General features: G+C 60.7%; 20 protein-coding genes. 10 read left to right on the top strand and 10 right to left on the bottom strand.

Annotation, left to right across the window (positions count from 1 at the left end; genetic code table 11):
- Nucleotides 1–37: 37 nt before the first annotated feature.
- Together DWZ22_RS08875 and DWZ22_RS08870 are read right to left on the bottom strand one after the other, a co-directional pair.
- Nucleotides 38–1375, bottom strand: coding sequence for a glutamine synthetase family protein (locus DWZ22_RS08875; protein WP_117798990.1), 1338 nt, complete (start codon nucleotides 1373–1375; stop codon nucleotides 38–40).
- A 141-nt stretch (nucleotides 1376–1516) separates the two neighbouring features.
- Nucleotides 1517–2539, bottom strand: coding sequence for a LacI family DNA-binding transcriptional regulator (locus tag DWZ22_RS08870; RefSeq protein WP_158557577.1), 1023 nt, complete (start codon nucleotides 2537–2539; stop codon nucleotides 1517–1519).
- A gap of 233 nt (nucleotides 2540–2772) precedes the next feature.
- Here DWZ22_RS08870 and DWZ22_RS08865 point away from each other — a divergent pair, with 233 nt between their 5' ends.
- Nucleotides 2773–3807 (top strand): sugar kinase, encoded by a 1035-nt coding sequence (locus DWZ22_RS08865; protein ID WP_117743209.1) that lies wholly within the window; start codon nucleotides 2773–2775, stop codon nucleotides 3805–3807.
- Nucleotides 3808–4063: 256 nt separating this feature from the next.
- Nucleotides 4064–4705: a bifunctional 4-hydroxy-2-oxoglutarate aldolase/2-dehydro-3-deoxy-phosphogluconate aldolase gene (gene eda / locus DWZ22_RS08860; protein WP_117743208.1), complete on the top strand. Its 642-nt coding sequence runs from the start codon at nucleotides 4064–4066 to the stop codon at nucleotides 4703–4705.
- 370 nt (nucleotides 4706–5075) lie between these two features.
- Here eda and DWZ22_RS08855 read toward each other — a convergent pair whose 3' ends face one another.
- Nucleotides 5076–5768, bottom strand: coding sequence for a GntR family transcriptional regulator (locus DWZ22_RS08855; RefSeq protein ID WP_158573319.1), 693 nt, complete (start codon nucleotides 5766–5768; stop codon nucleotides 5076–5078).
- A 153-nt stretch (nucleotides 5769–5921) separates the two neighbouring features.
- A complete protein-coding gene (locus DWZ22_RS08850) occupies nucleotides 5922–6356 on the bottom strand; it encodes an HIT family protein (RefSeq protein ID WP_117743206.1) in 435 nt (144 codons plus the stop codon).
- Between the two features lie 490 nt (nucleotides 6357–6846).
- Between DWZ22_RS08850 and DWZ22_RS08845 the strand changes: the two genes are divergently transcribed.
- Both DWZ22_RS08845 and DWZ22_RS08840 read left to right on the top strand, forming a co-directional pair.
- Nucleotides 6847–7527, top strand: a complete 681-nt coding sequence (locus DWZ22_RS08845; protein ID WP_117743205.1) for a YitT family protein — start codon at nucleotides 6847–6849, stop codon at nucleotides 7525–7527.
- Between the two features lie 143 nt (nucleotides 7528–7670).
- Entirely contained in the window at nucleotides 7671–8762 is a 1092-nt protein-coding gene (locus DWZ22_RS08840) for an ATP-binding protein (protein ID WP_117743204.1), read from the top strand.
- A gap of 79 nt (nucleotides 8763–8841) precedes the next feature.
- Here DWZ22_RS08840 and DWZ22_RS08835 read toward each other — a convergent pair whose 3' ends face one another.
- Nucleotides 8842–10101: an ATP-binding protein gene (locus tag DWZ22_RS08835; protein WP_199407114.1), complete on the bottom strand. Its 1260-nt coding sequence runs from the start codon at nucleotides 10099–10101 to the stop codon at nucleotides 8842–8844.
- A gap of 267 nt (nucleotides 10102–10368) precedes the next feature.
- A complete protein-coding gene (gene ilvD, locus DWZ22_RS08830) occupies nucleotides 10369–12150 on the bottom strand; it encodes a dihydroxy-acid dehydratase (protein WP_117743203.1) in 1782 nt (593 codons plus the stop codon).
- A 264-nt stretch (nucleotides 12151–12414) separates the two neighbouring features.
- Between ilvD and DWZ22_RS08825 the strand changes: the two genes are divergently transcribed.
- The 6 genes from DWZ22_RS08825 (at nucleotide 12415) to DWZ22_RS08800 (ending at nucleotide 19030) form a co-directional block, all read left to right on the top strand.
- Complete coding sequence (locus tag DWZ22_RS08825) at nucleotides 12415–14028, top strand: PTS transporter subunit EIIC (RefSeq protein WP_117743202.1); 1614 nt, start codon at nucleotides 12415–12417, stop codon at nucleotides 14026–14028.
- A 153-nt stretch (nucleotides 14029–14181) separates the two neighbouring features.
- A complete protein-coding gene (locus DWZ22_RS08820; RefSeq protein ID WP_118405934.1) occupies nucleotides 14182–15519 on the top strand; it encodes a 6-phospho-alpha-glucosidase in 1338 nt (445 codons plus the stop codon).
- 249 nt (nucleotides 15520–15768) lie between these two features.
- On the top strand, nucleotides 15769–16539 hold the full coding sequence (locus DWZ22_RS08815; RefSeq protein ID WP_158553137.1) for a MurR/RpiR family transcriptional regulator: 771 nt from the start codon (nucleotides 15769–15771) through the stop codon (nucleotides 16537–16539).
- A 62-nt stretch (nucleotides 16540–16601) separates the two neighbouring features.
- Nucleotides 16602–17297 (top strand): FadR/GntR family transcriptional regulator, encoded by a 696-nt coding sequence (locus DWZ22_RS08810; protein WP_117743199.1) that lies wholly within the window; start codon nucleotides 16602–16604, stop codon nucleotides 17295–17297.
- Nucleotides 17298–17456: 159 nt separating this feature from the next.
- The gene (locus DWZ22_RS08805) at nucleotides 17457–18266 is read left to right on the top strand and encodes a gluconate 5-dehydrogenase (RefSeq protein WP_117743198.1); all 810 of its coding nucleotides are present in this window, start codon (nucleotides 17457–17459) and stop codon (nucleotides 18264–18266) included.
- A 122-nt stretch (nucleotides 18267–18388) separates the two neighbouring features.
- On the top strand, nucleotides 18389–19030 hold the full coding sequence (locus tag DWZ22_RS08800) for an RpiB/LacA/LacB family sugar-phosphate isomerase (protein WP_117743197.1): 642 nt from the start codon (nucleotides 18389–18391) through the stop codon (nucleotides 19028–19030).
- Between the two features lie 149 nt (nucleotides 19031–19179).
- Here the strand turns inward: DWZ22_RS08800 and DWZ22_RS08795 are convergent, their stop codons facing one another.
- From DWZ22_RS08795 to DWZ22_RS08780, 4 genes are all read right to left on the bottom strand, one after another.
- On the bottom strand, nucleotides 19180–21129 hold the full coding sequence (locus DWZ22_RS08795; protein ID WP_118405933.1) for an NAD(P)/FAD-dependent oxidoreductase: 1950 nt from the start codon (nucleotides 21127–21129) through the stop codon (nucleotides 19180–19182).
- A gap of 200 nt (nucleotides 21130–21329) precedes the next feature.
- Nucleotides 21330–22547, bottom strand: coding sequence for an FAD-dependent oxidoreductase (locus tag DWZ22_RS08790; RefSeq protein ID WP_118405932.1), 1218 nt, complete (start codon nucleotides 22545–22547; stop codon nucleotides 21330–21332).
- Between the two features lie 102 nt (nucleotides 22548–22649).
- Nucleotides 22650–23555 (bottom strand): sugar phosphate isomerase/epimerase, encoded by a 906-nt coding sequence (locus tag DWZ22_RS08785; RefSeq protein ID WP_147330295.1) that lies wholly within the window; start codon nucleotides 23553–23555, stop codon nucleotides 22650–22652.
- A 1-nt stretch (nucleotide 23556) separates the two neighbouring features.
- Nucleotides 23557–24795: a glycoside hydrolase family 105 protein gene (locus tag DWZ22_RS08780; protein WP_195543847.1), complete on the bottom strand. Its 1239-nt coding sequence runs from the start codon at nucleotides 24793–24795 to the stop codon at nucleotides 23557–23559.
- Between the last annotated feature and the right edge of the window lie 58 nt (nucleotides 24796–24853).

The following is a 24853-nucleotide window of genomic DNA, read 5'->3' as shown; positions in this document are numbered from 1 at the left end:
GAAATGAGCTCAATCGTACTGGAACAAGCCAGCGCGATTAGGAGTTCGCCAGGTAGTGCTTGATCTCCCATTCGGTGATCGTGGATTCGAACTTATGCCACTCGTCGCGCTTCTTTTTGAGGAAGAAGCTATGGATGTGCTCGCCGAGGGCATCCTTCATAAACTGCGAGTCCTCAAAGACGTCGAGTGCCTCTTTAAGCGAGCGCGGCAGCGGCGTATAACCGGCCTCGAGCATCTGGCGGTCGTTGAGCTTGAGCGTCTCGGCCGTGGCCTCGGGCGGGAGCTCCAGCTTGCGCTCAATGCCGTCGAGACCAGCCGCCAGCGTGACGGCGTTGACCAGATACGGGTTGGCCATGGGATCGGGGCTACGAAGCTCGATGCGCGTGGACAGCTGCTTGCCGGGCTTGTAGACCGGGATGCGAACCATGCTTGCGCGGTTGCGCAAGCCCCACGTGGCGTACTGCGGCACGGAGTCGCCGCCCGTGGTGATGCGCTTGTACGAGTTGACGGTGGGGTTGGTGATGGCGCTGATCTCGCGCGCGTGCGCCAGGATGCCGGCCATGTAATGCTTGGCAATATCGGAGAGGTGGTACTTCTCGTCGGCCTCGCCCCAAAAGACATTGTTGCCGTCGTGGTCGAACAGCGACTGATGCAAAAACATGGCGCTGCCGTCCTCGCCCGCCAACGGCTTGGGCATAAAGGAGGCGTGGCAGCCGCTCTCGTAAGCCTGCTGCTTAATGATGAGTTTGGCCGTGGTAATGGCGTCGGACATGCTCAGGGCCTCGGCATGGCGCAGGCTCATGCCGTGCTGCGAGCGACCGGCGGCATGGAAGGTGTACTCCACGGGCACGGACATCTTCTCGAGCGTAAGGACCGTGTTGCGGCGCAGATCGCGAGCGGCATCGCTCACCGAAAGATCGAAGTAGCCCACGTTGTCGAGAGGCTCGGGCGTGTGCTCGTCGGGGAAGTAGTAATACTCCAGCTCGGCGCCCACGTTGAGCAGATAGCCGGCTTTCTCTGCCTTGCGGAACATGCGACGCAACGCATCGCGCGGATCGCCGGCGAAGGGCTTGCGATCGGGAGTGCACACGTCGCAGAACACACGGGCGACGCCGTTGTGGCTCGGACGCCACGGCAAAATCTGGAAGGTCGAAGCATCGGGAAACGCCAGCATATCGGCTTCCTCGGGCGTGGCAAAACCCTCGATGGCCGAGCCGTCAAAGCCAATGCCCTCCTCAAATGCGACCTCGAGGTCCTCGGGGCTAATGGCAAAGTTTTTGAGGCGGCCGAGAATGTCGACAAACCACAGACGCACAAAGCGGATGTCACGCTGCTCTACGGAGCGGAGTACGTAATCGATGTTCTGCTGGTTCATGTCGCTCCCCTTTCTTTCGGGCGGGTTTCGACTGGTCTATACCGCAGATACTATCGCAGAAAAATGTTTCCGCAGGGTTAAAGCGTATCAAGCGCTCAAAAAACGTGCGCGAACAGGCGGGTGCCAAGCACGAACGAATGGTTAGCGCGAGGTCGAAGCGCGGTGTTCGATGTGACCGGGAATCTCGATGCGCTTGGGGGCGAGCTTTGCGGCATCGCCCACCGTGGTGGTGACCACATCGATGCGCTCAGACAGACGCTCGACCACGCGCTCGGCGATGGTGAGGGTGTCCTGCGCGGCCGTGGTCACGCCGCCAAAGAGCACATGATTCCAGGGGTAATCGTCAAACGTCGCAATCTTGAGACCCGCCGGCAGCGAGGGGCCCAGCTGCGCCAACGCCTCGGTCAGACGCAGAAAGACCAGGCCGTTGACGGCGATAAGGCCGAGCTTTTTGCCCGCATAGTCGCGGATGGCCTCGTCCAGGCGGCCGACACCCGCGGCGCCACCGTCGGCCAGGGTGACGACCTCGCCGGTCGGGGCGCGACGCGAGAGCTCGTCGGCAAAGGCCTCGGCGCGCTCGCGACGCACGGGGCTGTCGTCGCTTGCCTCGGTGAGCAGGCACAGGTGCTCGCTGCCCGCGGCGACCAAGGCGTCTACCAGGCCGGCGACCAACTCGCGGTTGTTAGAGGTCACCAGATCGATGCCGCCATTGGCAACATCGCGGTCGAGCAGAACGACAGGCAGGCGCCCCGCGGCCGCGGCGATCGCTTTGTCGTTGCCACCACAGGTGTTGACGATCAGGCCGTCCACGCCGGCATCGATAAGTCTGGTGAGCGACTCTGCCTCCTTGGCGGGGTCGTTGCCGCTAATGGCCGTCATGAGCGAGCTGCCGCGCGCGGCGGCGCTGGCGGAAAGCCCTTCGAGCATGGCGCTCGAGAACGGGTTGCCAATGTCGGCCAGAATCACGCCGATGAGGTTGGTGCGTGAGCTGCGTAGATTGCGTGCGGCGGCACGTGGGCGATAGCCAGTGCGCTCGATAACCGCCGCGATGCGAGCACGGGTTTCCTCGGTCATCTGCCCGGGGCGGTTATTGAGGTAGCGCGAAACCGTGGCCGGGCTCACGCCCGCCTCGGCGGCAATGTCTTTGATTCTCATCTGCGCCATGGCGCACCCCGTTTCCCATGTGTCGGCAATCTTAGCCATTTAAGCATTTTTTAAAAATCTCGCTTGCAATACGTTGTAGGTGAGTATACTACAACTCGAAACGAAACCGATTTCGTAAACCGATTTCGGTAAGCGTTGGCACGGAGGTGCAAAGATGCACCCTACCGTCTTGGCACCTCCGTGCCAACGCCATATCAAAGGTGTACGCACAGTCAAGAAGGAGCTACGCGACCATGGGTAAAACGGTTCTTACCTTCGGCGAGATCATGATGAGGCTCTCGCCCAAAGATCACCTGCGTATTGAGCAGGCCACCGAGTTCGACGTCCGCTACGGCGGCGCCGAGGCAAACACCGCGCTTTCCCTGTCCTACCAGGGCGATAAGGCCGCTTACGTTTCCGTCGTTCCGGCCAACCGCCTGGGCGAGTGCGCTCTGCGCTCGCTGAAGGTCTACGACGTCGACACCACGCGCGTCGTGCGTCAGGGCGACCGTCTTGGCTCCTATGTGTTTGAGGTCGGCGCCTCGCAGCGCGGCAACGGCTGCGTCTACGACCGCAAGTACTCGGCCATCAACATGGCCAAGCGCGACGTCTTTGACTGGGACGAAATCCTCAAGGGCATCGACGTCTTCTATTTCTCTGGCGTGACGCCCGCCGTCTCCGACGAGATGGCCGCCGCCTGCAAGGACGCTCTCACCGCCTGCCGCGCCAAGGGCATCACCACCGTGTGCGACGTTAACTACCGCGGCAAGATGTGGTCGCCCGAGAAGTCGCAGGCAACCATGAAGGAGCTTCTGCCGCTCGTCGACATCTGCATCGCCAACGACGAGGACGCACCTGCCGGCCTCGGCATGACCTGCGTCTCCGGCTCCCTTGCCCACGGCATCGAGGAGCGCGACACCTACGTCGAGATGGCCCGTCAGATCTGCGCTGAGTACGGCTGCAAGAAGGTCGCCTCGGTCGTCCGCAACATCTCCTGCGTCGAGCGCTCCATCTGGATGGGCATGCTCTATGACGCCGAGAGCGGCGAGCACTGGTTCTCCCCTGCTCACGACGTGCACGTGCTCGAGGGCGTTGCCGCCGGCGACGCTTTCAACGCCGGCCTCGTCCATGCCCTCATCAACGACTTCGACCCGCAGGACGCCGTCAACTACGCCATTGCGGCCTCGATTCTCAAGCTCACCATCAAGGGCGATTCCAACCTGGTGACCGCCGACGAGATCGCCGCCGTGGCCAACGCCGCCGACGGTGGCACCCGCGTCGCCCGTTAATTCGTTCCCCATTCCGCGGGTTGCAGTTTCCCATACCCATACCCCTGCAGCCCGCTCCCCGCTTTCCCCGGCCAGGTAGAACCACTTAGTCCCATTCCGGCTCCGCCTGGCATTTCCTTCACGACTGGCCTCGTAGCCGGTTCCGAAATTGCTTGTGACCCAAGCAGTACCTCCGATAACCAATCCGGAACCGGCCCATGGCCAATCTTCTTTAGCAATTACGCGCACTCGCGCGCCGCACATCGAAAGGAACATCATGTTCAATCAGTTCTACACCACGCTTGAGTCCCTGGGCATCGTGCCGGTCGTCGTGCTCGACAAGGTCGAGGACGCCGCTCCGCTCGCCCACGCCCTGATGGCCGCCGGCATGAAGTCCGCCGAGGTCACCTTCCGCACCGCTTGCGCTGCCGAGTGCATCGCCGCTATGGCCGAGGCCGAGCCCGAGATGTGCGTGGGCGCCGGCACCGTCCTGACTGTCGAGCAGGTTGAGCAGGCCCGTGCCGCCGGTGCCAAGTTCATCGTCTCCCCGGGTTACAACGAGGACGTCGTCAAGCACTGCATCGATATCGACCTGCCTGTGCTGCCCGGTACCGTGACCCCCTCCGAGGTCACCGCTGCCGTCAACCTGGGCCTCAAGGTCACCAAGTTCTTCCCGGCAGCCCAGTACGGCGGCCTCAACACCATCAAGGCCCTCGCCGCTCCGTTTGTCGGTCACCGCTTTATGCCCACCGGCGGCGTGAGCACCGCTAACGTCGAGGAGTACCTGAGCTCCTCCGCCATCATCGCCTGCGGCGGCACCTGGATGGTCAAGCCGGCCCTGTTCGCCGACGGCGACTTCTCCAAGGTCGAGCAGATCGCTCGCGAGGCCATGGACGTCGTCAAGAAGGTCCGCGCCTAATCCAGCTCTCTATCGTGGAGGGCGCGACCTAGACCGCGCCCTCTTTTTTGAAGCGGCTCGGAAGCGTGCCGTTTCCGTCACGGACAAGAACCGAAACCGTCTTGTATGCTGATAGAACGTGACGGAAGCGACACGCCCCCGAGCCGCTTTTTCTTCGGCTAAATCTTTGCCCTAACATAATCCAGAGCGCCAAAACAAACGCGGTGCCGTCTGGAGGAATCGACCCCTTGCTTCCGGTCTGTTCCTCCAAACGGCACCGTATTTATGTGCCTCGGTCACGCCCCAACGTAGTTGCGGTGAAATAGGGACTGTTTGCGCCGCCTGGGCCGCAAGACAATCCCTATTTCACCGCAACGTATGAGGGGATAGATTAGATGGACGGGTCTTTGGGCAGCTCGAAGTAATCGGGATGCAAGGCGATGACCGGGCCCTGCTCTTCTGGCATTAGATGCAGATGCGTCTGCGCCAGATAGCTCGCCGTATCGGTGTCGCCCTCTTTAATGGCCTCGAGGATTCGGCGGTGTTGCCGACGAATCGGCTCCCAGTCCAGATCCTGCGACACCGCACGCAACCAGTTATATCGCTCAAAATGCGTGTTGATGCTCTTCATCCAATCCCACAGCATGTGGCGACCGGCAATCTCAAAGCACGTCTCGTGGAACAGGTTGTCCAGGTCAAAGAAGCGACGCATCTCGCTGTGGTCGAGCGACTCGGACTCGGCGAGAATCTGCTCAAGCTGGCGCTTTTGCTCGGGCGTGGCGGCCGAACAGCATTTGATCAGCACACTTCTCTCGAGCTTCTCGCGCAAAAAGCAGGCGTTCTCGGCACGCTCCATGCTAATTTTTGAGACATAGGTGCCGCTCTTGGGACGCGTTTCCACCAGCTCTTGCTCGCGCAGGCGCACAAAGGACTCGCGGATGGGCGTACGCCCGATCCCCGTCTCCTTTTCCAGACCAATCGCCGAAAGGCGCGTGCCGGGCTTGAGCTCGGCATAGATGATCTTGGAGCGCAATGCGTTGTATGCCTGATCTTGCAGACTCTGATAATGCTGGTGCTGTTCCATAAAGCCCTCGGATAAGTCCTCGGTTAGTCGAATACCAACACGTAATACTATCGCAACGCCGCCCCCCATAAGTTGCGGTGAAATACGGACTATTGGAGCCAGCTAAGCCGCTAAACAGTCCGTATTTCACCGCAACTTATAGGGGACGAAGTTTTACAGGTTGTCGATGATTGCCTGGGCGATTTCGTCGTACTGAGCCGGCTCGAGCGTGACGCGACCGGGGTTCATGGCAAACACGTCGCCAAACTCAAACGGGTCGCTCTTGTACTTGGGGACGATATGCACATGCAGGTGATGCATGGTGTCGCCGTAGGCACCAAAGTTGATCTTGTCGGGGTTGAACGCCTTGTGCAGCGCGGCGGCGACGTGGCGGACATCGGCCATAAAGGCGGCAGCGTCCTCCTCGGACATGCAGGAAATGTCATCGACGTGCTGCTTGGAGGCCACGATCACGCGGCCCTTGTGGCTCTGCTCCTTAAACAAGATGAGCTTGCTGGCGGGCAGGTCGAGCATGGGGATGCCAAAGGCATCGACGAGCGTGTTGTCGGTCCCGCACATGCAGTACGAGCAATCGGTGTGCTGTTCCATGGTGATCCTTTCGATCCGGGTGAAGGCGTTCGCCGCAATGCGACCGGCGGGCGCGACCAAGCTGCCCGGCAATCTACGACGAACGTACAATGCACTCTCTAACCGTTGCGAAATCGGTTTCGAGTATGTCCTTGTCATAATACAGCCAACGAGTTGTTGCGATTAGGTGAACGTTCACCTTTTTATTATTTTTCTCTTTGCAAATAGAATCCCGTGCGTATACTAAGGCTCAAACGAAACCGATTTCGTTAAGCGTGGGCAATAGGATGCTAAGACGCACCCTACCATCTTGGCATCCTATTGCCCACGCTATGTCATTTGCTTTCCTCCCGTCTCGTTGGCCCTTCAGTCCCATTCCGGCACAGCGAGACATTTCCTAGACGACTGACCGTGGGGCCGGCTTTTCTGCTTTTACAGCAGTGCCTCCGATAACCCTCTTTTGCCGGCCCAGGTCAGCCTTTTCTTCACAACCGAAAGGACGGGTAGCAGCATGCGACCGCTCATCATTATGAATGGCGAGAAGATCGATTGGTGCCATACCGTCATCAGGATGTTGATGTATTTAGCAGGCGTCGCGACGCTCGCCCTCGGCATGAGCATCCAGACTGCGTCGGGCCTAGGCGTGGCAGCGCTTACCTGTTTTGCCACGACGCTGTCCATGCTCACCGGCAAGACGCTCGGCTTTTGGATTACCGCGACCTATGTCGCCTACATTGCCGCACAGGCAGCCATCTTGCGCCGCGAGTTTCAGCCGCGCATTTTGCTCGAGCTCTTTTTCTCAACGCTGATCGGCGGCTTTACCGATTTCTTTATGAACGTTAACCCTCTGCACCCCACCGCGCTGCCGGCACAGGTCGTAACCATGCTGCTCTCGCTTGCCATCACCGCGTTTGGCGTAAGCCTCGTCGTCAATATGGGCGTCGTTCCCAACGCACCCGACGGCTTGGTACAGGTCATTGCCGAAAAGCTCAAATGCCGCTTTGGCGATGTGAAGGTCGTATTCGATTGCTCGCACGTCGCCGCCTCGCTCGCGCTGTCGCTGGTCTTTATGCACAACCTGGGCGGCTTTGGCGTCACGACCGCCATCTCGGCACTGTTCCTGGGCCATGTCATCAACGTCGCCAATAAGCTCTTCGCCCAGCGCTTTATCCGCGTGGCCTTTGGAAAATAGCGCCACCGCAAGAACTCGCGAGCAGCGCTATACGTTGCTATATCTCACTATACGTTGCTATATCTCACTATACTTTGCTATATCTTGCTATATGTTGCTATACTTTGCTATATCTTGCTATATCTTGAGCAAAGGTGGCTCGCATGCAAACAAACCCTTTTAAGCCCACAGCAGGCAAAACACCTCCCACGATTATCGGCCGCGAAGATGTCCTCGAGGAATTCAATGAAGGCCTCGTCAACGGGCCTGGCGCCCCGGGACGCCTTATGCGCATAGCCGGCGTCCGCGGAACGGGCAAGACGGTCCTCCTTGACGAGTGCTCACGTTTGGCGCAAAGCCATGGCTGGACGGTCATAAAAGAAGTCGCAACCGAAGGACTTTGTCAGCGCATTCTCGAGCAGCTGCAGCCCAAATTCCAGGCCAAACACGCCAGATTTGAGCCAAGCGTAGCTGGCATATCCATCGGCAGCATAGACATTGAGCGAATCGGCCCATCGCTGCGTGACGCCATGAGGCAGGCAATATCAAAGAACGGCAATGGTCTGCTCATCACCCTCGATGAGGTCCAAGACGCAGAGCTCGAAGAGGTCCGAACGCTCTCCATTGCGATTCAGCAGGTTATCGGCGAAGACCTTGATATCGCCTTTGTTTTTGCGGGGCTGCCTTCGATGATAGAAAGCGTCATCAACGGAAAGACACTTACGTTTTTGCGCCGTGCCCTCCCCTTTGATCTGAAGGCTGTGGCAGTAACCGAAGTGTCGTACTCCCTCGAAGAAACCATTGAAGCGTCTGGCATGGAGCTGCAACCAGGTATTGCCGGCCAACTTGCCGAGGCAACGCAAGGCTACCCCTTTATGATTCAGCTCGTTGGATATTACGCATGGCAACTGGCACGACGCGCCCATACAACTGTAATTGGAGAGGAAGAGGCAAAGCGAGGCATCGCAACAGCACGCGAACGCTTCTGCGCAATGGTGATTGAGCCCGCGCTGCAGCGCATTCCGCCCACGTGCATCGCTTATCTGCTGAGCATGGCGTCCTTAGGGCAGACGAGCTCGACCAGCATGGTTGCCGATGACTTAAACAAGACACCTCAACAGGTAAGTTCCATCCGCAGTCGTCTGCTGAGAGAGTCGATCATTGAGGCGCCCTCGTACGGCAAGGTCTCATTTGCCATCCCCTACATGCGCGACTACCTCAACGAACACAAAGCCGAACTGGAGGCTGAACTGTAGAGGCGCCAATATCCCAGAGGACAGCAGGCCCCAAGCCGGTGTAGGCTTGGGGCCTGTTTTGTAGCTTTGCTCTTTTGAGCTATGCGCGCTCGTATTTCGTGGCGCGTCCTGTCCCCCGCCTTACGATCGAGTTTCGGTTGAGCAAAGATTCAAGCGCCGTCAACGTGCGCGTGCGGCTCAATCCTGTCTGTTGCTCAATCTCGCCCCGCGACAGTATTCGTCCGCCTGACAAAGCCTTGAGAACCTGGACCTCTTCCTCAGACCCTTCAAAGGCATCGATAACGGGCAATGTGACGGCCACCATGCCGCCGCGAACATCAAATACCGGCTGGCTCAAAGAATCTCGATACGCACGCCTGATTCGCGCGATTCCCGTACCAAATTTCTCGATGTAATCCAGCTTTAGAAAGACCTCAGCGACAATTGGGTTTCTGAGCACGGATATCTGCCCATACAGGTATTGTTCCGTCGTCAAACCGGCGGGCAGCGGTCCGGGTGAAGTCACAACGACGCGATCGTCGTACAGGGCAATTTGAACGTTCGCCCGAACGTCCCACGTCCGATGCACCAAAGCATTTGCGACAGCTTCGCGGAACGCCTCAAGGGGAATTCGATCGGTTTGGACGCGTTCCATCCCCTCGATACGCTCATAACGGTAGTAGCGTACAAACATGGCCACCGCCCTGTCCACCTGCTCAATTGCGGATAGACCTGTCGCCGTCTCGCGATCCAAGATCACATCCTCGGTATCACCAAAACGGACGCAGTCGATGCCCGGAAAATCATTCTTATCCGCCAAAATCGCCGCGGCATTGGTATAGCCATCCTTGCCGAGCAAGCGAAGCGTACGCATGATATCCGGCGTTAGTTCGGAAATGCCGAGGTGTTCAACGCACTTATGCTCAAGCGTGTGAAAACTCAAGTCCTGGCGAGCCGACGCGAGCGCGTCAAACGTTACGTTGCTGCCTTCGAGCGTCAGTCTGCCATACTCAAACCGGTCGACCTCCACCGTCGCCGAATCGTTTCGTCTGTAGGCCTTTCCCTTGCTTCGATAGGGTTTGTCCCGGCCCTCATAAACCGTAAGGATTACGGTCCCGTGTTTCTCATCGGGCTCTAGCGAGTAACGAGGCGCGGGGTCCAAACTGTCATTAATCATATTTTCGATGCGCAGACATTCAGCGACCGGATCTGCGAGACCGACAGCAATGCCCTCGTCATTAACGCCAAACTCGATCTTGCCCGTCCCGTAGTTTGCATAGGCACTCACCGTTTTAAGAAAGGTCGGCGTAACGCTTTCCTTGTATTCGACTGTAGGGCTCTCTCTAACAACCATATGCATAACCCCTCGTTTCGTACTATTCATGACCGTATTATAAGACGAAAAGTGTTTGCGTACGAATTTTAGCCAGACGCAAACGGTTTTCGTCTTGATTTACGTCCGGAATTAAGACGCAAATTGCGCTTTCGTACGGTTTTGCGCCAGACGCAACACGCTTTCGTCCGGCAATACGCCTGCAATTCAGACAAAAAGAGCCCCGAGCTCGTATTGAACTCGGGGCTCTTTGTGCCACGTATCCATGAGAGGAGAATTCGATGCGTAAGGGCGCTACTCCATGTAGCCACCCTGGATCGCGGAAACGGCGTGCTCGGTAAAGAACTTGAGCGTGCCGGAGGTGTAGCGGTTAGCCTTGGGCTTCCAAGCAGCGCGACGCTCGGCCAGGACGGCATCGACCTCGGCCGGCTCCATCTCCTTACCGGCGATTCCCACGATGGACAGCGTGCGCTCGGGGATATTGATCTGGATCAGGTCGCCCTCCTCGATCAGGGCGATCGGTCCGCCCACGGCAGCCTCGGGCGAAACGTGACCGATAGCCGGGCCCTTGGAGGCGCCGGAGAAGCGGCCGTCGGTGATCAGGGCAATGCTGGCGCCCAGCTCGGGATCGCTGGCGATGGCCTCGGTGGTGTAGAACATCTCGGGCATGCCGGAACCCTTGGGGCCCTCGTAGCGGATGATGACGGCGTCGCCGGGCTTGACCTCGTGCGTCAGGACGGCGTGGATGGCGTCCTCCTCGCAGTCGAACGGGCGCGCCTTGAGCGTAGCCTGGAACATCTCGCGCGGAACAACGGTGTGCTTAACGACAGCGCCCTCGGGAGCAAGGTTGCCGTGCAGGATGGCGATGGAGCCGTCGGTGCCGAAGGCCTGGTCAAACGGACGGATGATGTCCTCGCGCTTGAGGTTCCACTTCTCCAGGTAGCGGCCGCACTTCTCGTAATAACCGCGTGCCTTGAGATCCTCGAGGTTCTCGCCGAGGGTCTTGCCCGTGACGGTCATAACGTCGAGGTGGAGCATCGACTTGATCTCTTCCATGATGCGCGGCACGCCACCCGCATAGTAGAAGAACTGCGCCGGCCACTCACCTGCGGGACGAACGTTGAGCAGGTAATGGGCGCCGCGATGCAGGCGATCGAAGTCGTCGGCAGACATCTCGATGCCAAACTCACGGGCGATCGCGGGGATGTGCAGCAGCGAGTTGGTGGAACCGGAAATGGCGCCGTGGACCATGATAAGGTTCTCGAAGGACTCCTTGGTCACGATATCGCGCGGGCACAGGCCCATGCGGGCGAGGCGCACCGCTTGCCGGCCCGACTCGCGCGCGAACTCACGCAGGTCGGGGCTCGTGGCGGGTAGGAGCGCCGCGCCCGGGAGCGCAAGGCCGAGCGCCTCGGCCGTTACCTGCATCGTGCTCGCGGTACCCATGAAGGAGCAGGCGCCGCAGCTGGGACAGGCGTTCTGTTGTGCCCAGAGCAGACGGTCGTGCGAGATCTCGCCGCGCTCGTATTGGGCGGAGTACATACCGAGCTGCTCAAGGGTGAGCAGGTTCTTGCCGCATGCGTGGTCGCCGCCTGGGGCGTCGTCGAAGGCGTCCATCACGCCGCCGGTCACCACCACCGAAGGGATGTTCAGGCGACCCACGGCCATGAGATGCGCGGGCATGCCCTTGTCGCAGCTGGCCACGAACACGCCGGCGTCGAAGGGCGTCGCATTCGTGTGGATCTCGATCATGTCGGCGATGTAGTCGCGGCTGGCAAGCGAGTAGTTGATGCCGTCGTGCCCCTGTGCCTCACCGTCGCAGATGTCCGTGGTGAAGTACCTCGCGCCGTGGCCACCCTCCTCGGCGACGCCGGCGCGGGCCTCCTCCACGAGCTCGAACAGGCCCGCGGACCCCGGATGCGAGTCACCGAACGTCGATTCGATGATGACCTGCGGCTTTGACAGGTCCTCGGGTTTCCACCCGCTGCCGATGCGCAACGGGTCGAGCTCGGGCGAGAGCTTGCGGTATTTCTGGCTGCGCAGCGGATGATCGGCGGAATTGTTCGCGGTGTTCATCATGTACTCCAAATTCATCAGATGAATTAACTGATGGAGAAAGTATAGGACGAGCACAGCGTTACGGCAATTCTCATGTAGATCAATATCAGCGCACGATTGAAACGGGTACAAGTTCCGAAATCGCGAAACAGGTACCGCAAATTACATCAGACCTTTAATCGTCCATGTACTGGCACCTATGATGCAAGCCGTGCTGCGCACCCCGTGCGCGCAGCGGGCCAACGGATCCGGCCAGACACCACGACAACGAGAGGAAACACCATGAAAGAAAAGGCAATGGGGGCGATGCAGGCCTTCTCCAAGGCGATGTTCATCCCTGTCCTCATCCTGCCGATCGCCGGTCTCTTGATCGCATTCGGCAACATCTTCACCAACGCCCAACTCCTGCAAACATTCCCGTTCATGAACAACCCCGTCACCACGGGCTTCGGCACGATCCTCTCGGGGTCGCTCGTCTCGATCCTGAACAACCTCGGCCTCATCTTCTGCGTGGGCATCGCCGTGGGACTCGCCCGTAAGAAGAAGGCTGAGTCGGGCTTCAACGCGGTCCTGGCGTTCCTCGTGTTCATCAATGCCATGAACAAGTTCATGGCGCTGCAGGGTATGCTCGTCGACCCCACTGCCCTTCAGGGCTCCGGCCAGACGAACGTCCTCGGCATCCAGGTCCTCGACATGGGTGTCTTTCTGGGCATCATCCTCGGCCTCATCGTCGCGGCCGTGCACAACCGCTTCATCGACACCGAATTCGACAACGCGTTCTCCATCTACGGCGGCCCGCGCTTCGTCTTCATCGTCTCGATCCCCACAGTCATCATCCTCGCCGTTATCCTGACCTTTGTGTGGCCGGTCATCCAGGGCGGCATCGACAGCCTTGGCTTCTTCATCAACCAGGCGGGCAACTTCGGCATCTTCCTCTATGGCATGCTCGATCGCCTGCTCATTCCCACCGGCCTGCACCACCTCGTGTACACGCCGTTCCTCTACACCAAGCTCGGCGGCACCGCCGAGGTCGCCGGCCAGGTCTACGAGGGCGCTCGCAACATCTACTACGCGCAGATCGCCGACCCCGCGACCCAGGTCCTCTCCGCATCCGTGGTGTGGGACGCCCGCGGCCTCTCCAAGATGTTCGGCCTGATCGGCGCCTGCCTTGCCATGTACCACACCGCCAAGCCCGAGAACAAGGGCAAGGTCAAGGCCATCCTCATCCCCGCCGCCTTCTGCTCGTTCATCGCAGGCGTCACCGAGCCGATCGAGTTCTCGTTCCTGTTCGTCGCGCCGATCCTGTTCGTGGTGCACGCCTGTCTCTCCGGCCTCGGCATGGTCGCCTTCAACGTGCTCGGCTGCCGTGCGATCGGACCGAACGGCTTCATCGACTTTCTGCTCTATAACCTCCCGTTGGGCATCGGCAAGACGCACTGGCCCATCTACATCGCCATCGGCATCGCCGAGTTCATCGTCTACTACCTTGTGTTCCGCGTGCTCATCACCAAGCTCAACCTCAAGACGGTCGGTCGCGAGGACGATGGCGACGAGGTCAAGCTCCACAGCAAGACCGAGTACAAGGCCAAGGTCGCCGGCGAGGGCGCCGCGGCGGGCGAAATCTCCGCTGCCAGCAGCGAGTCCGGTGTGAACGCCGCCCTCATCGTGGAAGCACTCGGCGGCGCCGAGAACATCCAGAAGGTCGATAACTGCTACACCCGCCTGCGCCTGATCCTGAAGGACACCGACAAGGTCCAGGAAGAGACGCTCAAGAGCGACACCGGCGCCGTGGCCGTGATCAAGAAGGGCGAGAACGTCCAGGTGGTTTACGGTCCCCAGGTGCGCCAGGTCCGCGCCGCCGTGGACGAGCACCTCGGTCTCGACGACGAGGAGTAGCCCTTTCCCCTTGCGGGCCGGCGCATCCCCACCGCCGGCCCCCCTTGAACACCATCCCCGCCCATCCGCGGCGTGACTCATCCCTCAAGCAACACCATCCACCCCGATTTCGCCTCTATCCAATCCACTCTGCAAGCCATTGGAGGAACCACCATGACCGAAGGCAAGAAATTCAACATCGTCATCGCCGGCGGCGGCAGCACCTACACGCCGGGCATCGTGAAGATGATGCTCGAGCACCAGGACAGCTTCCCGCTGAGCTCCATCACCCTCTACGACAATGATGGCGAGCGCCAGGCCGTCCTCGGCGAGGCCCTCGCCATCGTGATGCGCGAGGACGCTCCTAACGTCGCGTTCTCCTACACGACCGACCCCGGAGAGGCCTTCACAAACAAGGACTTTTGCATGGCTCACATCCGCGTGGGCAAGTACGGAATGCGCAAGCTCGACGAGCGCATTCCGCTGAAGTACGGCGTGCTCGGCCAGGAGACCTGCGGCCCCGGCGGCATTGCCTACGGCATGCGCTCCATCACCGGTATGCTCGAGATCATCGACTACATGGAGCGCTACTCCCCCGAGTGCTGGATGCTCAACTACTCCAACCCCGCCGCGATCGTGGCCGAGGCCTGCCGCGTGCTGCGCCCCACCTCGCGCGTGATCAACATCTGCGACATGCCCGTAGGTACGCGTCGCCGCATGGCCTACATCGTGGGCAAGGACTACGATGACCTCGACGTACGCTACTTCGGCCTCAACCACTTTGGCTGGTGGACCTCGGTGAAAGACGTCCGCACCGGCGAGGACTACATGCCGCGCCTGCTCGAGTACGTGGGCGAGAACGGTTACCTCACCCAGAAGGCGATCGACACGCAGCACATGGACGCCAGCTGGATCGCCACGCACAAGAAGGCGGCCGACTTGCTGAAGCTCGACCCGCAGTTCCTGCCCAACACGTACCTCAAGTACTATCTCTACCCGGACTACGTGGTCGAGCACTCCGACCCCGACCACACGCGCGCCGACGAGGTCATCGAGGGGCGCGAGAAGGAGGTCTTCGGGGCAGCGCGCGAAATCGTGCGCAAGGGCACGGCGACCGGTGGCGAGTTCACGGTCGACAACCATGCGTCGTTCATCGTGTCGCTGGCGCGCGCCATCGCGTACAACACGCACGAGATCATGCTCTGCATCGTCGAGAACAACGGGGCGATCGCGAACTTCGACGACGACGCCATGGTCGAGGTCCCCTGCGTCGTGGGTATGAACGGCCCCGAGGCCATGTGCCAGGGCAAGATCCCCACGTTCGAGCGTGGCATGATGCAGGAGCAGGTCGCGGTTGAGAAGCTCGTGGTCGAGGCGTACACCGAGGGAAGCTATCTCAAACTATGGCAGGCGCTCACTCTCTCCAAGACCGTCCCCTCCGCGGGCGTGGCGAAGCTGATCCTCGACGACCTCATCGAGGCGAACAAGGCGTACTGGCCGGAGCTCAAGTAAACCCTGCGCCGCGAGGCCCGCGCGGGGCGGCAACGGAGGTCCCGCCGCGAGCCCCGAAGCGCTCGCGGCGGCGAGGCTGAACAGGGCCTTGCGTCGGCGCAAGCACATGGACCGGGCGAGCCGGCATTCCAAAGCGATCTCATCTGCAACGCAGGGGGTCGCTTTTCTATATCGATAAGACCACATTTCCATGCACATGCCCTACAATGCCCTATAGGTAATCACGAGCGCGCGATGCGGAGGCCCGACGTGCCACGAGAAATCGACCTGTCGAAGATCATCGGCGACCGCCGTCTTTCCGATGCCGAGCGGGCGGTGCTCCAGTTCGTCGCGGCCCATCTGGCGGAGGCCCGGACCCTCGGCGTGCGCGAGATCGCGCGCCGGTGCTTCACGTCCCCCTCGACCGTCATGAGGCTCACGCGCAAGCTCGGATACAATGGGTTCGTGGACATGTGCTATCGGCTGCAGGCGGAATATACGGGGTGTCCACCGTCCGTCGTCAAGCCGAACGGGGCCGCCAGCAACCTGGACTCACGGGCGCCGGATCTCGCCCCATCGCCGGCGGGCGGGGCGGCGCTGCCCGATGTTGCCCGGGTACTGCGCCACTCCATCGGCTTCGTTCACATCTACGGATGCGGGTTCTCATCCCTTACCGCCGCGTACCTGTCCAAGAAGCTGCTCGGTCTCGGCGTGCGGGCGCTGCATTCGTCCGCGGATGACTCGATCGCCATCTTCGAGAACAATCTCGACCGGACCGATGCGCTCATCGTGTTCTCGCGATCCGGACGCACGCCGCGCGTGCTCGACCGCGTAAAGATCGCCGGCGAGGAGGGAATATGCACCGTCGCGTTCACCGGAGACCGCCCGAGCCCTCTGCGGGACGCTTGCGACTTCCCCATCCTTGTCGCGGACGAGCAGGCGCTCGATGACCGTAACACCGACTTCACGCTGTATTTCGCCCGATGCATCGCGCTGATCGAGTATCTGATGGACGAATACCAGCGCCTCTCGTTCTCCTAGAGTAGGATGAGGGAATGCGGGCCGTCACCCCCGCGCTGATCGGCTCCCGAGAAAGGACCGCCATGGCCACAAGCCCCGATAAGAGCCTGCCCGAACGGTTCGCCGACGAGATCTCGGCCTACATCATCGACAACAAGCTCGGCGCGGGCGACCGGCTCCCCAACGAGTCGTCACTCGTCGAGATGACAGGCGCCGGCCGAAGCACCGTGCGCGAGGCCATGAAACTGCTGCAGTCGCGCAATATCGTGCGCATTAAGCAGGGCTCGGGCACCTATGTGGCGTCGAACCCCGGCGTTGCCGACGACCCGCTGGGCTTTACCTTTATCGATGACAAGCAGCGCCTGGCGCGCGACCTGCTCGAGGTGCGCTTTATGATCGAGCCGCAGATGGCCAGCATGGCGGCCGAGCACGCGACCGACGACCAGATTGCCTGCATCAAGGAACTCTGCGACGAGTCCGAGCGCCTGGCCGCCCTTGGCGAAGACTATTCCGCCGCCGACACCGCGTTTCACAATGCCATTGCCGAGAGCTGCGGAAACCTTGTCGTTCCCCGCCTGATGGGCGTGCTCAAAGCCTCCGTTCCCCTATTTATCGATGTAACGGGCAAAAAGCTGGTCGAGGAGACTATCCGCACGCACCGCGGCGTGGCCGACGCCATCGAGGCGCGCAACCCCACCGCCGCGCACGACGCCATGTATCTGCACCTGGTCTACAACCGCAACATGATCGCGGAAGGCGCGATGGCGAAAAGCGAGTAAGAGGCATCGCGACAACCGATTTCAACCGTTCACCTTTTAAAAGTGAACGTTCACCTATTTTTAGGAGAATAGGGGCGTCAATTCCTCCGCTTCTCCTATACTGAGCTTGTATTAAAAGCAAGACTTATATAGATGAACGTTTCTTTTGAAAGGATCGCTATGTCTGATCTTATGGACAGCTTCCGCCTGGATGGCAAGGTCGCACTCGTGACCGGCGCCACCTACGGCATTGGCATGGCCATTGCCGAGGCGCTCGGCGAGGCCGGCGCCAAGATCGCCTTTAACGCCCGCCACGCCGACAAGGTCGCCGAGGCCGAGAAGCACTACCGCGAGCTGGGCTTTGAGGCTCACGGCTACGTGGCCGATGTCACTGACGAGGCCGTCGTCGCCGAGCTCGTCGCCAAGATCGAGGCCGATTTTGGCACCACGCCCAACATCCTGGTCAACAATGCAGGTGTTATCCAGCGCACCCCCATGCTCGACATGAGCGCCGAGGACTTCCGTCGCGTCGTCGACATCGATCTTAACGCCCCGTTCATCGTCTCCAAGGCCTGCCTGCCCGGCATGATCGCCAAGGGTCACGGCAAGATCATCAACATCTGCTCGATGATGAGCGAGCTTGGCCGCGAGACCATCGCTGGCTACGCCGCTGCCAAGGGCGGACTCAAGATGCTCACCAAGAACATCTGCTCCGAGTTTGGCGAGGCCAACATCCAGTGCAACGGCATTGGGCCTGGCTACATCGCCACGCCGCAGACCGCGCCGCTGCGCGAGACGCAGCCCGATGGCAGCCGTCACCCGTTTGACCAGTTCATCATCGCCAAGACCCCGGCCGCCCGTTGGGGCACGCCCGAGGACCTGAAGGGCCCCGCCGTGTTCCTGGCTTCCGACGCCTCGAACTTCGTCAACGGCCACATCCTCTACGTCGACGGCGGTATTCTCGCATACATCGGCAAACAACCTGCTTAGGCGCTGCGCTCCCACATTTAGGTTCATTTAGTAGTTGCGGTGAAATAGGGATTGATTTTGGCTTCTACCAGGCAAAACAGTCTGTATTTCACCGCAAGTTAGAAATAGGAAGGTATTTCGCAATGAAGATCGCTCTCATCAACGAGAACTCTCAGAACTCCAAGAATCCCATGATCGAGGCTGCCCTCAAGAAGGTCGTCGAGCCCATGGGCCACACTGTCTTTAACTACGGTATGTATGCCGATGCCGACTCCAAGCCGCTCACCTACGTTCAGAACGGCATCCTTGCCGCCGTGCTGCTCAACTCCGGCGCTGCCGACTATGTCGTGACCGGCTGCGGTACCGGCGAGGGCGCCATGCTCGCCTGCAACTCCTTCCCCGGCGTGCTGTGCGGACATGTCGCCGACCCGCTGGATGCCTACACCTTCGCCCAGGTCAACGACGGTAACGCCGTCGCCATGCCCTTCGCCCTCAAGAACGGCTGGGGCCAGGAGCTCAACCTCGAGTACACCTTCGAGAAGCTCTTCGGCTTTGGCTCGGGCAACGGCTATCCTGCCGAGCGCGTCGAGCCCGAGCAGCGCAACAAGAAGATTCTCGACGGCGTCCGCGCTGTGACCATGCGTCCGCTCGTCGACGTCCTGGGCGAGATCGACCAGAATCTGGTCAAGGGCGCCCTGGCTGGCGAGCACTTCCAGGAGTACTTCTTCGCCAACGCCACCGACGAGACCATCATCGCCAAGGTCAAGGGGCTCCTGGGTCTCTAATCGCACGACCCATCGCAGCGGACGCAAGCGGCGGCCGTCCCAACAAGGGGACGACCGCCGCTTTTTGCTATCGACTGGTGCAATGGGGTCAGGTTTACATGCATCAAGTTAGTGCAAAGTAACCTGACCCCCATGCACCAAGGGGTTGACTAGAGGGCGCAGGCCACGTTGTAGCCGTCGCCGATGGCGTCGCGGATGTTGCCACACTTGTTGGCGTCGCCCAGCACGTGGGTGGTAACACCGGCTGCAGCTAGGTCGTCGGCGAGCTTAGTGTTGGGACGATAGCCCATGGCCAGCACCAGCGTATCCGCACCGGTGATGGTGTGAATCTCGCCGTCCTTCTCGTAGCTGATGGTGTCCTCGGTGATCTCGGTCACCTTGGCCTCGGTCAGCACGTGGACGCCCTTAGAGAGCATGCGCGTGATGAGCACCGCGCGACCGGCGCCGCCCTCGTTGGCGGCAAGGGTCTTGGTCATCTCGATGACGGTGACGTCGCGGTTGGCCGGCGACAGGTCGTTGACCAGCGGAGCCAGATAGTCGGCCGTCTCGCAGCCGACGGTGCCGCCGCCCACAATGACGATCTTCTTGCCCGGGAAGGCATTGCCGCCCAGCAGGTCGTCAGCCGTCATGACCTGCTTAAAGCCCTGCATAAAGGCCGGAGCGATAGGCTCGGCGCCATAGGCCAGGACAACCTTGTACCCGGCGTAGTCGCGCTGAATGTCCTCGGCCGAAAGCTCGGTACCAAAGACGCACTTCACGCCGGCCTCGGCCAGACGACGATACTGGTACTTGATCACGCGGGTGAGCTCCTGCTTTGCCGGCGGAACGGCAGCGATGCGCATCTCGCCGCCCGGCTCATCCTGCTTGTCCACGAGCACCACGTGGTGGCCACGCTTGGCAGCAATGAACGCCGCCTCCATACCCGCGGGACCGGCGCCCACAACGAGCACGTTCTTGGCCTCGATGGCGGGCTCGTAGCCAGCCTCGTCACGCTCGACATCGGGGTTAACGGTGCAGGAGATGCGCTTGCCAAACATGATGCCGTTCAGGCAGCGCAGGCAGCCGATGCAGGGGCGAATCTCGTCGGCGTTGCCGGCAGCCGCCTTGTTGCAGAACTCGGCATCGCACAGGTTGGCGCGGCCCATCATGCAGATGTCGGCGGCACCGTCCTCGATCAGCTCCTCGGCAATCCACGCCTCGTTAATACGGCCGACCGTGGCGACGGGAATGTTGACGTGCTTTTTGATCTCGCGCGAGCAGACGGCATGCGAAGCCTGCTGCGTGCCTGCGGCGGGAATCGCGGAGCCGCGTTTGATGGTGGTGCCGCCCGACACGTGGATCATGTCGACGCCGGCCTTCTCCAGGCGACGCGAGACATAGATCATGTCGTTGAGGGTCAGGCCGCCATCGGTGTACTCGTCGCCCGAAATGCGGACGTCGATGATGAAGTCCTTGCCGCAGCGCTCGCGAATCTCGGCGATGACCTCGAGCAAGAAGCGCATACGGGCATCGAGCGAGCCGCCGTACTCGTCGGTACGCTTGTTGTAGAGCGGGGTCAAGAAGCCACCGAGCATGCCGTGGGCGTGTGCCGCATGGACCTCGACGCCATCGACGCCGGCCTTCTGCATACGCACAGCAGCGTCGCCAAACTGGTGCGTGAGCTCGTGAATCTCGTCAACTGTAATGGGGCGCGGTGCCTCGCGGGCGTAGGACGGGCCCACAAAGGACGGGGCGATCAGGCGCGGCGTGCCCGGGATGTTAAAGGCCATATAGGCGGGGTGGAAGAGCTGCGGCATGATCTTGCAGCCGTACTCGTGCACGGCGGCGGCGAGCTTTTCCCAACCGGGAATGAACGTGTCGTCATAGCAGCACATATCGCCCGGCAGGTAGGTGTAGGTGGGCTCGACCGTCACAACCTCGGTGATGATGAGGCCCACGCCGCCCTTGGCACGAGCGCGGTAGTGATCGACCAGGTCATCGGTCACATAGCCGTGGTCGGCCAGGTTGGTGGACACCGGCGGCATAAAGACACGGTTCTTGACCTCGGTCGTACCGACCTTGATGGGGCTAAAGAGCATCGGATAGGCGGAGGACTCCATACAGGTTTCCTTTCGTTTGAGCCGCGTGGCGGCACTTGCTGATTCCCCTATCGTATCAGTATCCGCCCGGCGCACAGCCGCACGCACTCCCCCACCTTTTGCTCGACCCATAAAAAAGTTGCGGTGGAATAGTTCCTGAATGAGGCTCTTGGCGCACCAAACAGGAACTATTTCACCGCAACCGATAAGGGTGGGGTGGGTTAGAGGCCCAGGTAGGATGTCATGCCTTCGACGGCGAGCTTGGCGCCGGCTACGGCATGGACGACCGTGAGCGGGCCATTGACCACGTCGCCGGCGGCAAAGACGCCGGGCACGGTAGTCATTCCATGTTCGTCGACCGAAAGCAGGCCGCGATGGTCGGTCTCCAGACCGCCCGTCGTAAGCACGAGCTTGTCCTTGGGCACCTGAGAGGCCGCGATGACGATGGTATCGGCCGCGGCATGGTCGAGCTCTTCCTCGTAGCCCACCACGTTGTTGCCCTCGTCAAAGATAGCCGTCTCGAACACAGGGCCGTTATCGTCGATAGCGCAGATGGCCTTGCCACACACGATCTCGGCGCCGTCGAGCTCGGTCAACTCGACCTCGTCATCGATGGCAGAGATATGGCGCGAACGGGCATACACGGTAACCTTGCGGGCACCCGAACGCAGTGCCGTGCGGGCCACATCCATGGCAACGTTACCGGCGCCGATGACCGCCACGTTCTGTCCGATCGCCACACTCGTGGGGTCGACCAGATAGTCGATACCAAACAGCACGTTGCCGCGCGACTCGCCGGGAATCCCCAGCTTGCGGGCACGCCAAGTGCCGGTGCCCACAAAGACCGCATCGTAGCCGTCGCGCAGCAGGTCGTCGATGTGGAGCGCACCGCCGATGGTGGTCGAGGGGCGAACGCGCACGCCGAGCGAGCACATCACGTGGCGGTACTTTTGCACGAGCGAGCGCGGCAGACGGAACTCGGGGATACCGTACTCCAGCAAGCCGCCGATCTCGGGCCGCTGCTCAAAAACAGTGACGGCGCAACCCAGCTGCGCCATCTTAATTGCCACGGTAATGCCGGCTGGGCCGGAGCCGACCACAGCGACCTGCTTACCGCACGACGGCGCGGGCTTCCACTCCTTACGGTCCAAATACGCTGTCGAGATATAGTTCTCGATGCTCGAAAAATGCACGGGTGTGCCCTTGCGGCCCTGGATGCACGCGCCCTCGCACTGGCCCGAATGGTTGCACACCATGGAGCAGACCGCGCTCATGGGATTGTTCTGGAACAGCAGCTCGCCCGCCTCTTCTAGACGACGCTGTTTGAACAGGTCGATGACCTGCGGAATAGGCGTCTGAACCGGGCAGCCCTTAATCTGGCAGAATGCCCTTTTGCAACCTAGGCAACGATTCGCCTCTTCGACAATGTGGATAGCCACGCAGCTCCCCTTTTTGATTCAATCCAATGGGGCGACGATAAAGATCCTTCACCGCTGCCCCAGTCAGGCAAACTTAATCGACCGCCACGGCAAAAGCCAATGCTATAACTCGCGATGCGAAGCCCCGCAGCGAGCGGACATGTGCTCGAGTGTCGCCAGGCAGTCAGCCGCCGTCGCCGGCACACTGTTCTCGACCACGCAGGGAATCCCAGGGCAGGCGGCAGCCGCCCAGGCCACCACGGGCTCAAAGTCGTATCGCCCCGTCTCCCCCACGCCATGACACACCAGGCGCGAACCCGTACCGTCGCACCAACCTGCTTTGTCCTCGTTATCAACGACCTCAAAATCCTTGGCGTGCAGCACGCGGATCTTACTGCCGCATAAGTAGAGCACGCGTGCTGTGATTTCCTGCGCTTCGTCAACGACGCTGGGGTGCAGCAGCGATACCGGGTCATAGATCACGCCGAGCGACGGGCTCGAGACGCGCTCCAGCACCTCGCGGCAGCGATCCGGCGTGTTGACCGTCTCGTTCCAGCCAGGCTCGATCAGTATTTGCCCGCCCACGGCCTCGGCGCGCTCGCAGACGCGTGCGAGTCCGTCCATAAAAGCCTCAAGCGCCTCATCGGTCATGCGGTCGTCAGCAACGCGGTTCTGCGCATTGGGGCGACCGGTCTCGGTACCCACCGGGCAGCCGCCGAGCATCTGGGCAAAGTTCAGGCATGCCTCGTACTCGGCAATGTTATCCATGAGCTGTTGGCGATCGGGCGTCGCCAAATTCTTATAGCAGCCGAGCACGGCGACCGAAACGCCCGACTCATCGAGCACGGCACGCAAATGGTCGGCAAGCTCGCGGGTCAGGCCGCCTCGATCGATCCCCATCGATGCGTAGAGCACCTTGCTCGGCAGCTGAATGCACGAAAAGCCCAGCTCTCCCGCCATGCGAATGCGTTCCTCGACGGTCCCCTGCGGAAGGTCGTGCAAACGTACACCCGGAGTAACAGCCCCCACGTTATTCACATCCCTTATGAGCGTTGATGCCCGGGGTGTATCCGCCAAACGGGTCCTCGATGGAGCACACGCCCGAGGGGGCGAGCGGATCGCGCTTACCGGCCAGCTTGTCGTGATGCATGGTCTCGATATAGGCAAGCACCAGCGGCGCCACACCCTTTGCATCATTTTTGACCACGGGCTCGCTCATGTAGTAATCAAACGTGCCCTCGCGGTGCGCGGTGTTGCCCAGGCCCGCAACCAGGCAGATGTTGTCAAGCGCCAGCTGCCCGTCATACTCGGACAGGCAGGTCTCGCAGATGCCGTCGAAGGCGCGACGGCCGTACTGGTAGTAACGCTCGCCCAGCACGCCCAGACGCACACCCTTCATGATGGCATTGGCAAAGATGGCGCTGCCCGACTCCTCCAGGTAGTTGGGGGCGATATTGGGCAGGTTGATGACCTGGTGCCACATGCCGGTCTTCTCGTCCTGATACGGCAGCATGGCGTCGATCAAATCGTGGAACATCTTGCGGATCTCGTCCTTCTCGGCTGACATCGAAGGCGGCATAAGCTCCCAGGTGTCGATGAGCGCCATGGCAAACCAGCCCTCGGCGCGCAGCCAGAAGTTAGCCGAAAGACCGGTGACCGGGTCGCACCAGAACTGTTTGCGGCTCGCGTCGTAAGCGTGATAGTACAGACCGTTGAGGGGGTTGCGCATCAGGTCATGCACGACCTGGAACATATGGAAGCTGTCCGAGCAGGCACGACGGTTGTGGAAGCTCAGCTCGTACTGCATGTAGAACGGCTGTGCCATGTACATGCCATCGAGCCAAATCTGGTTGGGATAGACGGCCTTGTGCCAAAACACGCCCTCTTTGGTGCGCGGCTGGGTCTCGAGCTGGCGGTAGATGGTGTCCATGGCGGCACGGTACTTGGGCTTGCCCACCAGGTCATACAGCTTGTAGAGGGTCTTGCCCGCATTGACGTTATCGAGGTTGTACTCCTGCGGGTTGTAATGCTTGATGGTACCGTCGTCCTGGACAAAGAAATCGATGTAGTCATCGGCGAACGTCAAGTAGCGCTGCTCACCCGTGATCTCGTACAGCTCGATGAGCGCCTTGATCATGCAGCCGTCGATATAGTTCCAGGTATTCTCCTTGCCGGCGCGAATCTTTTCGATGTTCCAAGCCGGCGCCTGCGGCGTAGAGGTTTCGATCAACTGCTCGATATAACGGTCCAGGATTTGATTGCAACCCATTGCTGTCCCCTCTGACATAAACGATAGGTGAACGTTACCCCTAGTGTAACGCGAACGG

Source organism: Collinsella sp. AF31-11 (genome assembly GCF_003475605.1).
Taxonomy (GTDB): Bacteria; Actinomycetota; Coriobacteriia; order Coriobacteriales; family Coriobacteriaceae; genus Collinsella.
The sequence above is the reverse complement of the archived record's forward strand: the minus strand, read 5'-3'. Positions and strand labels throughout refer to the sequence as shown.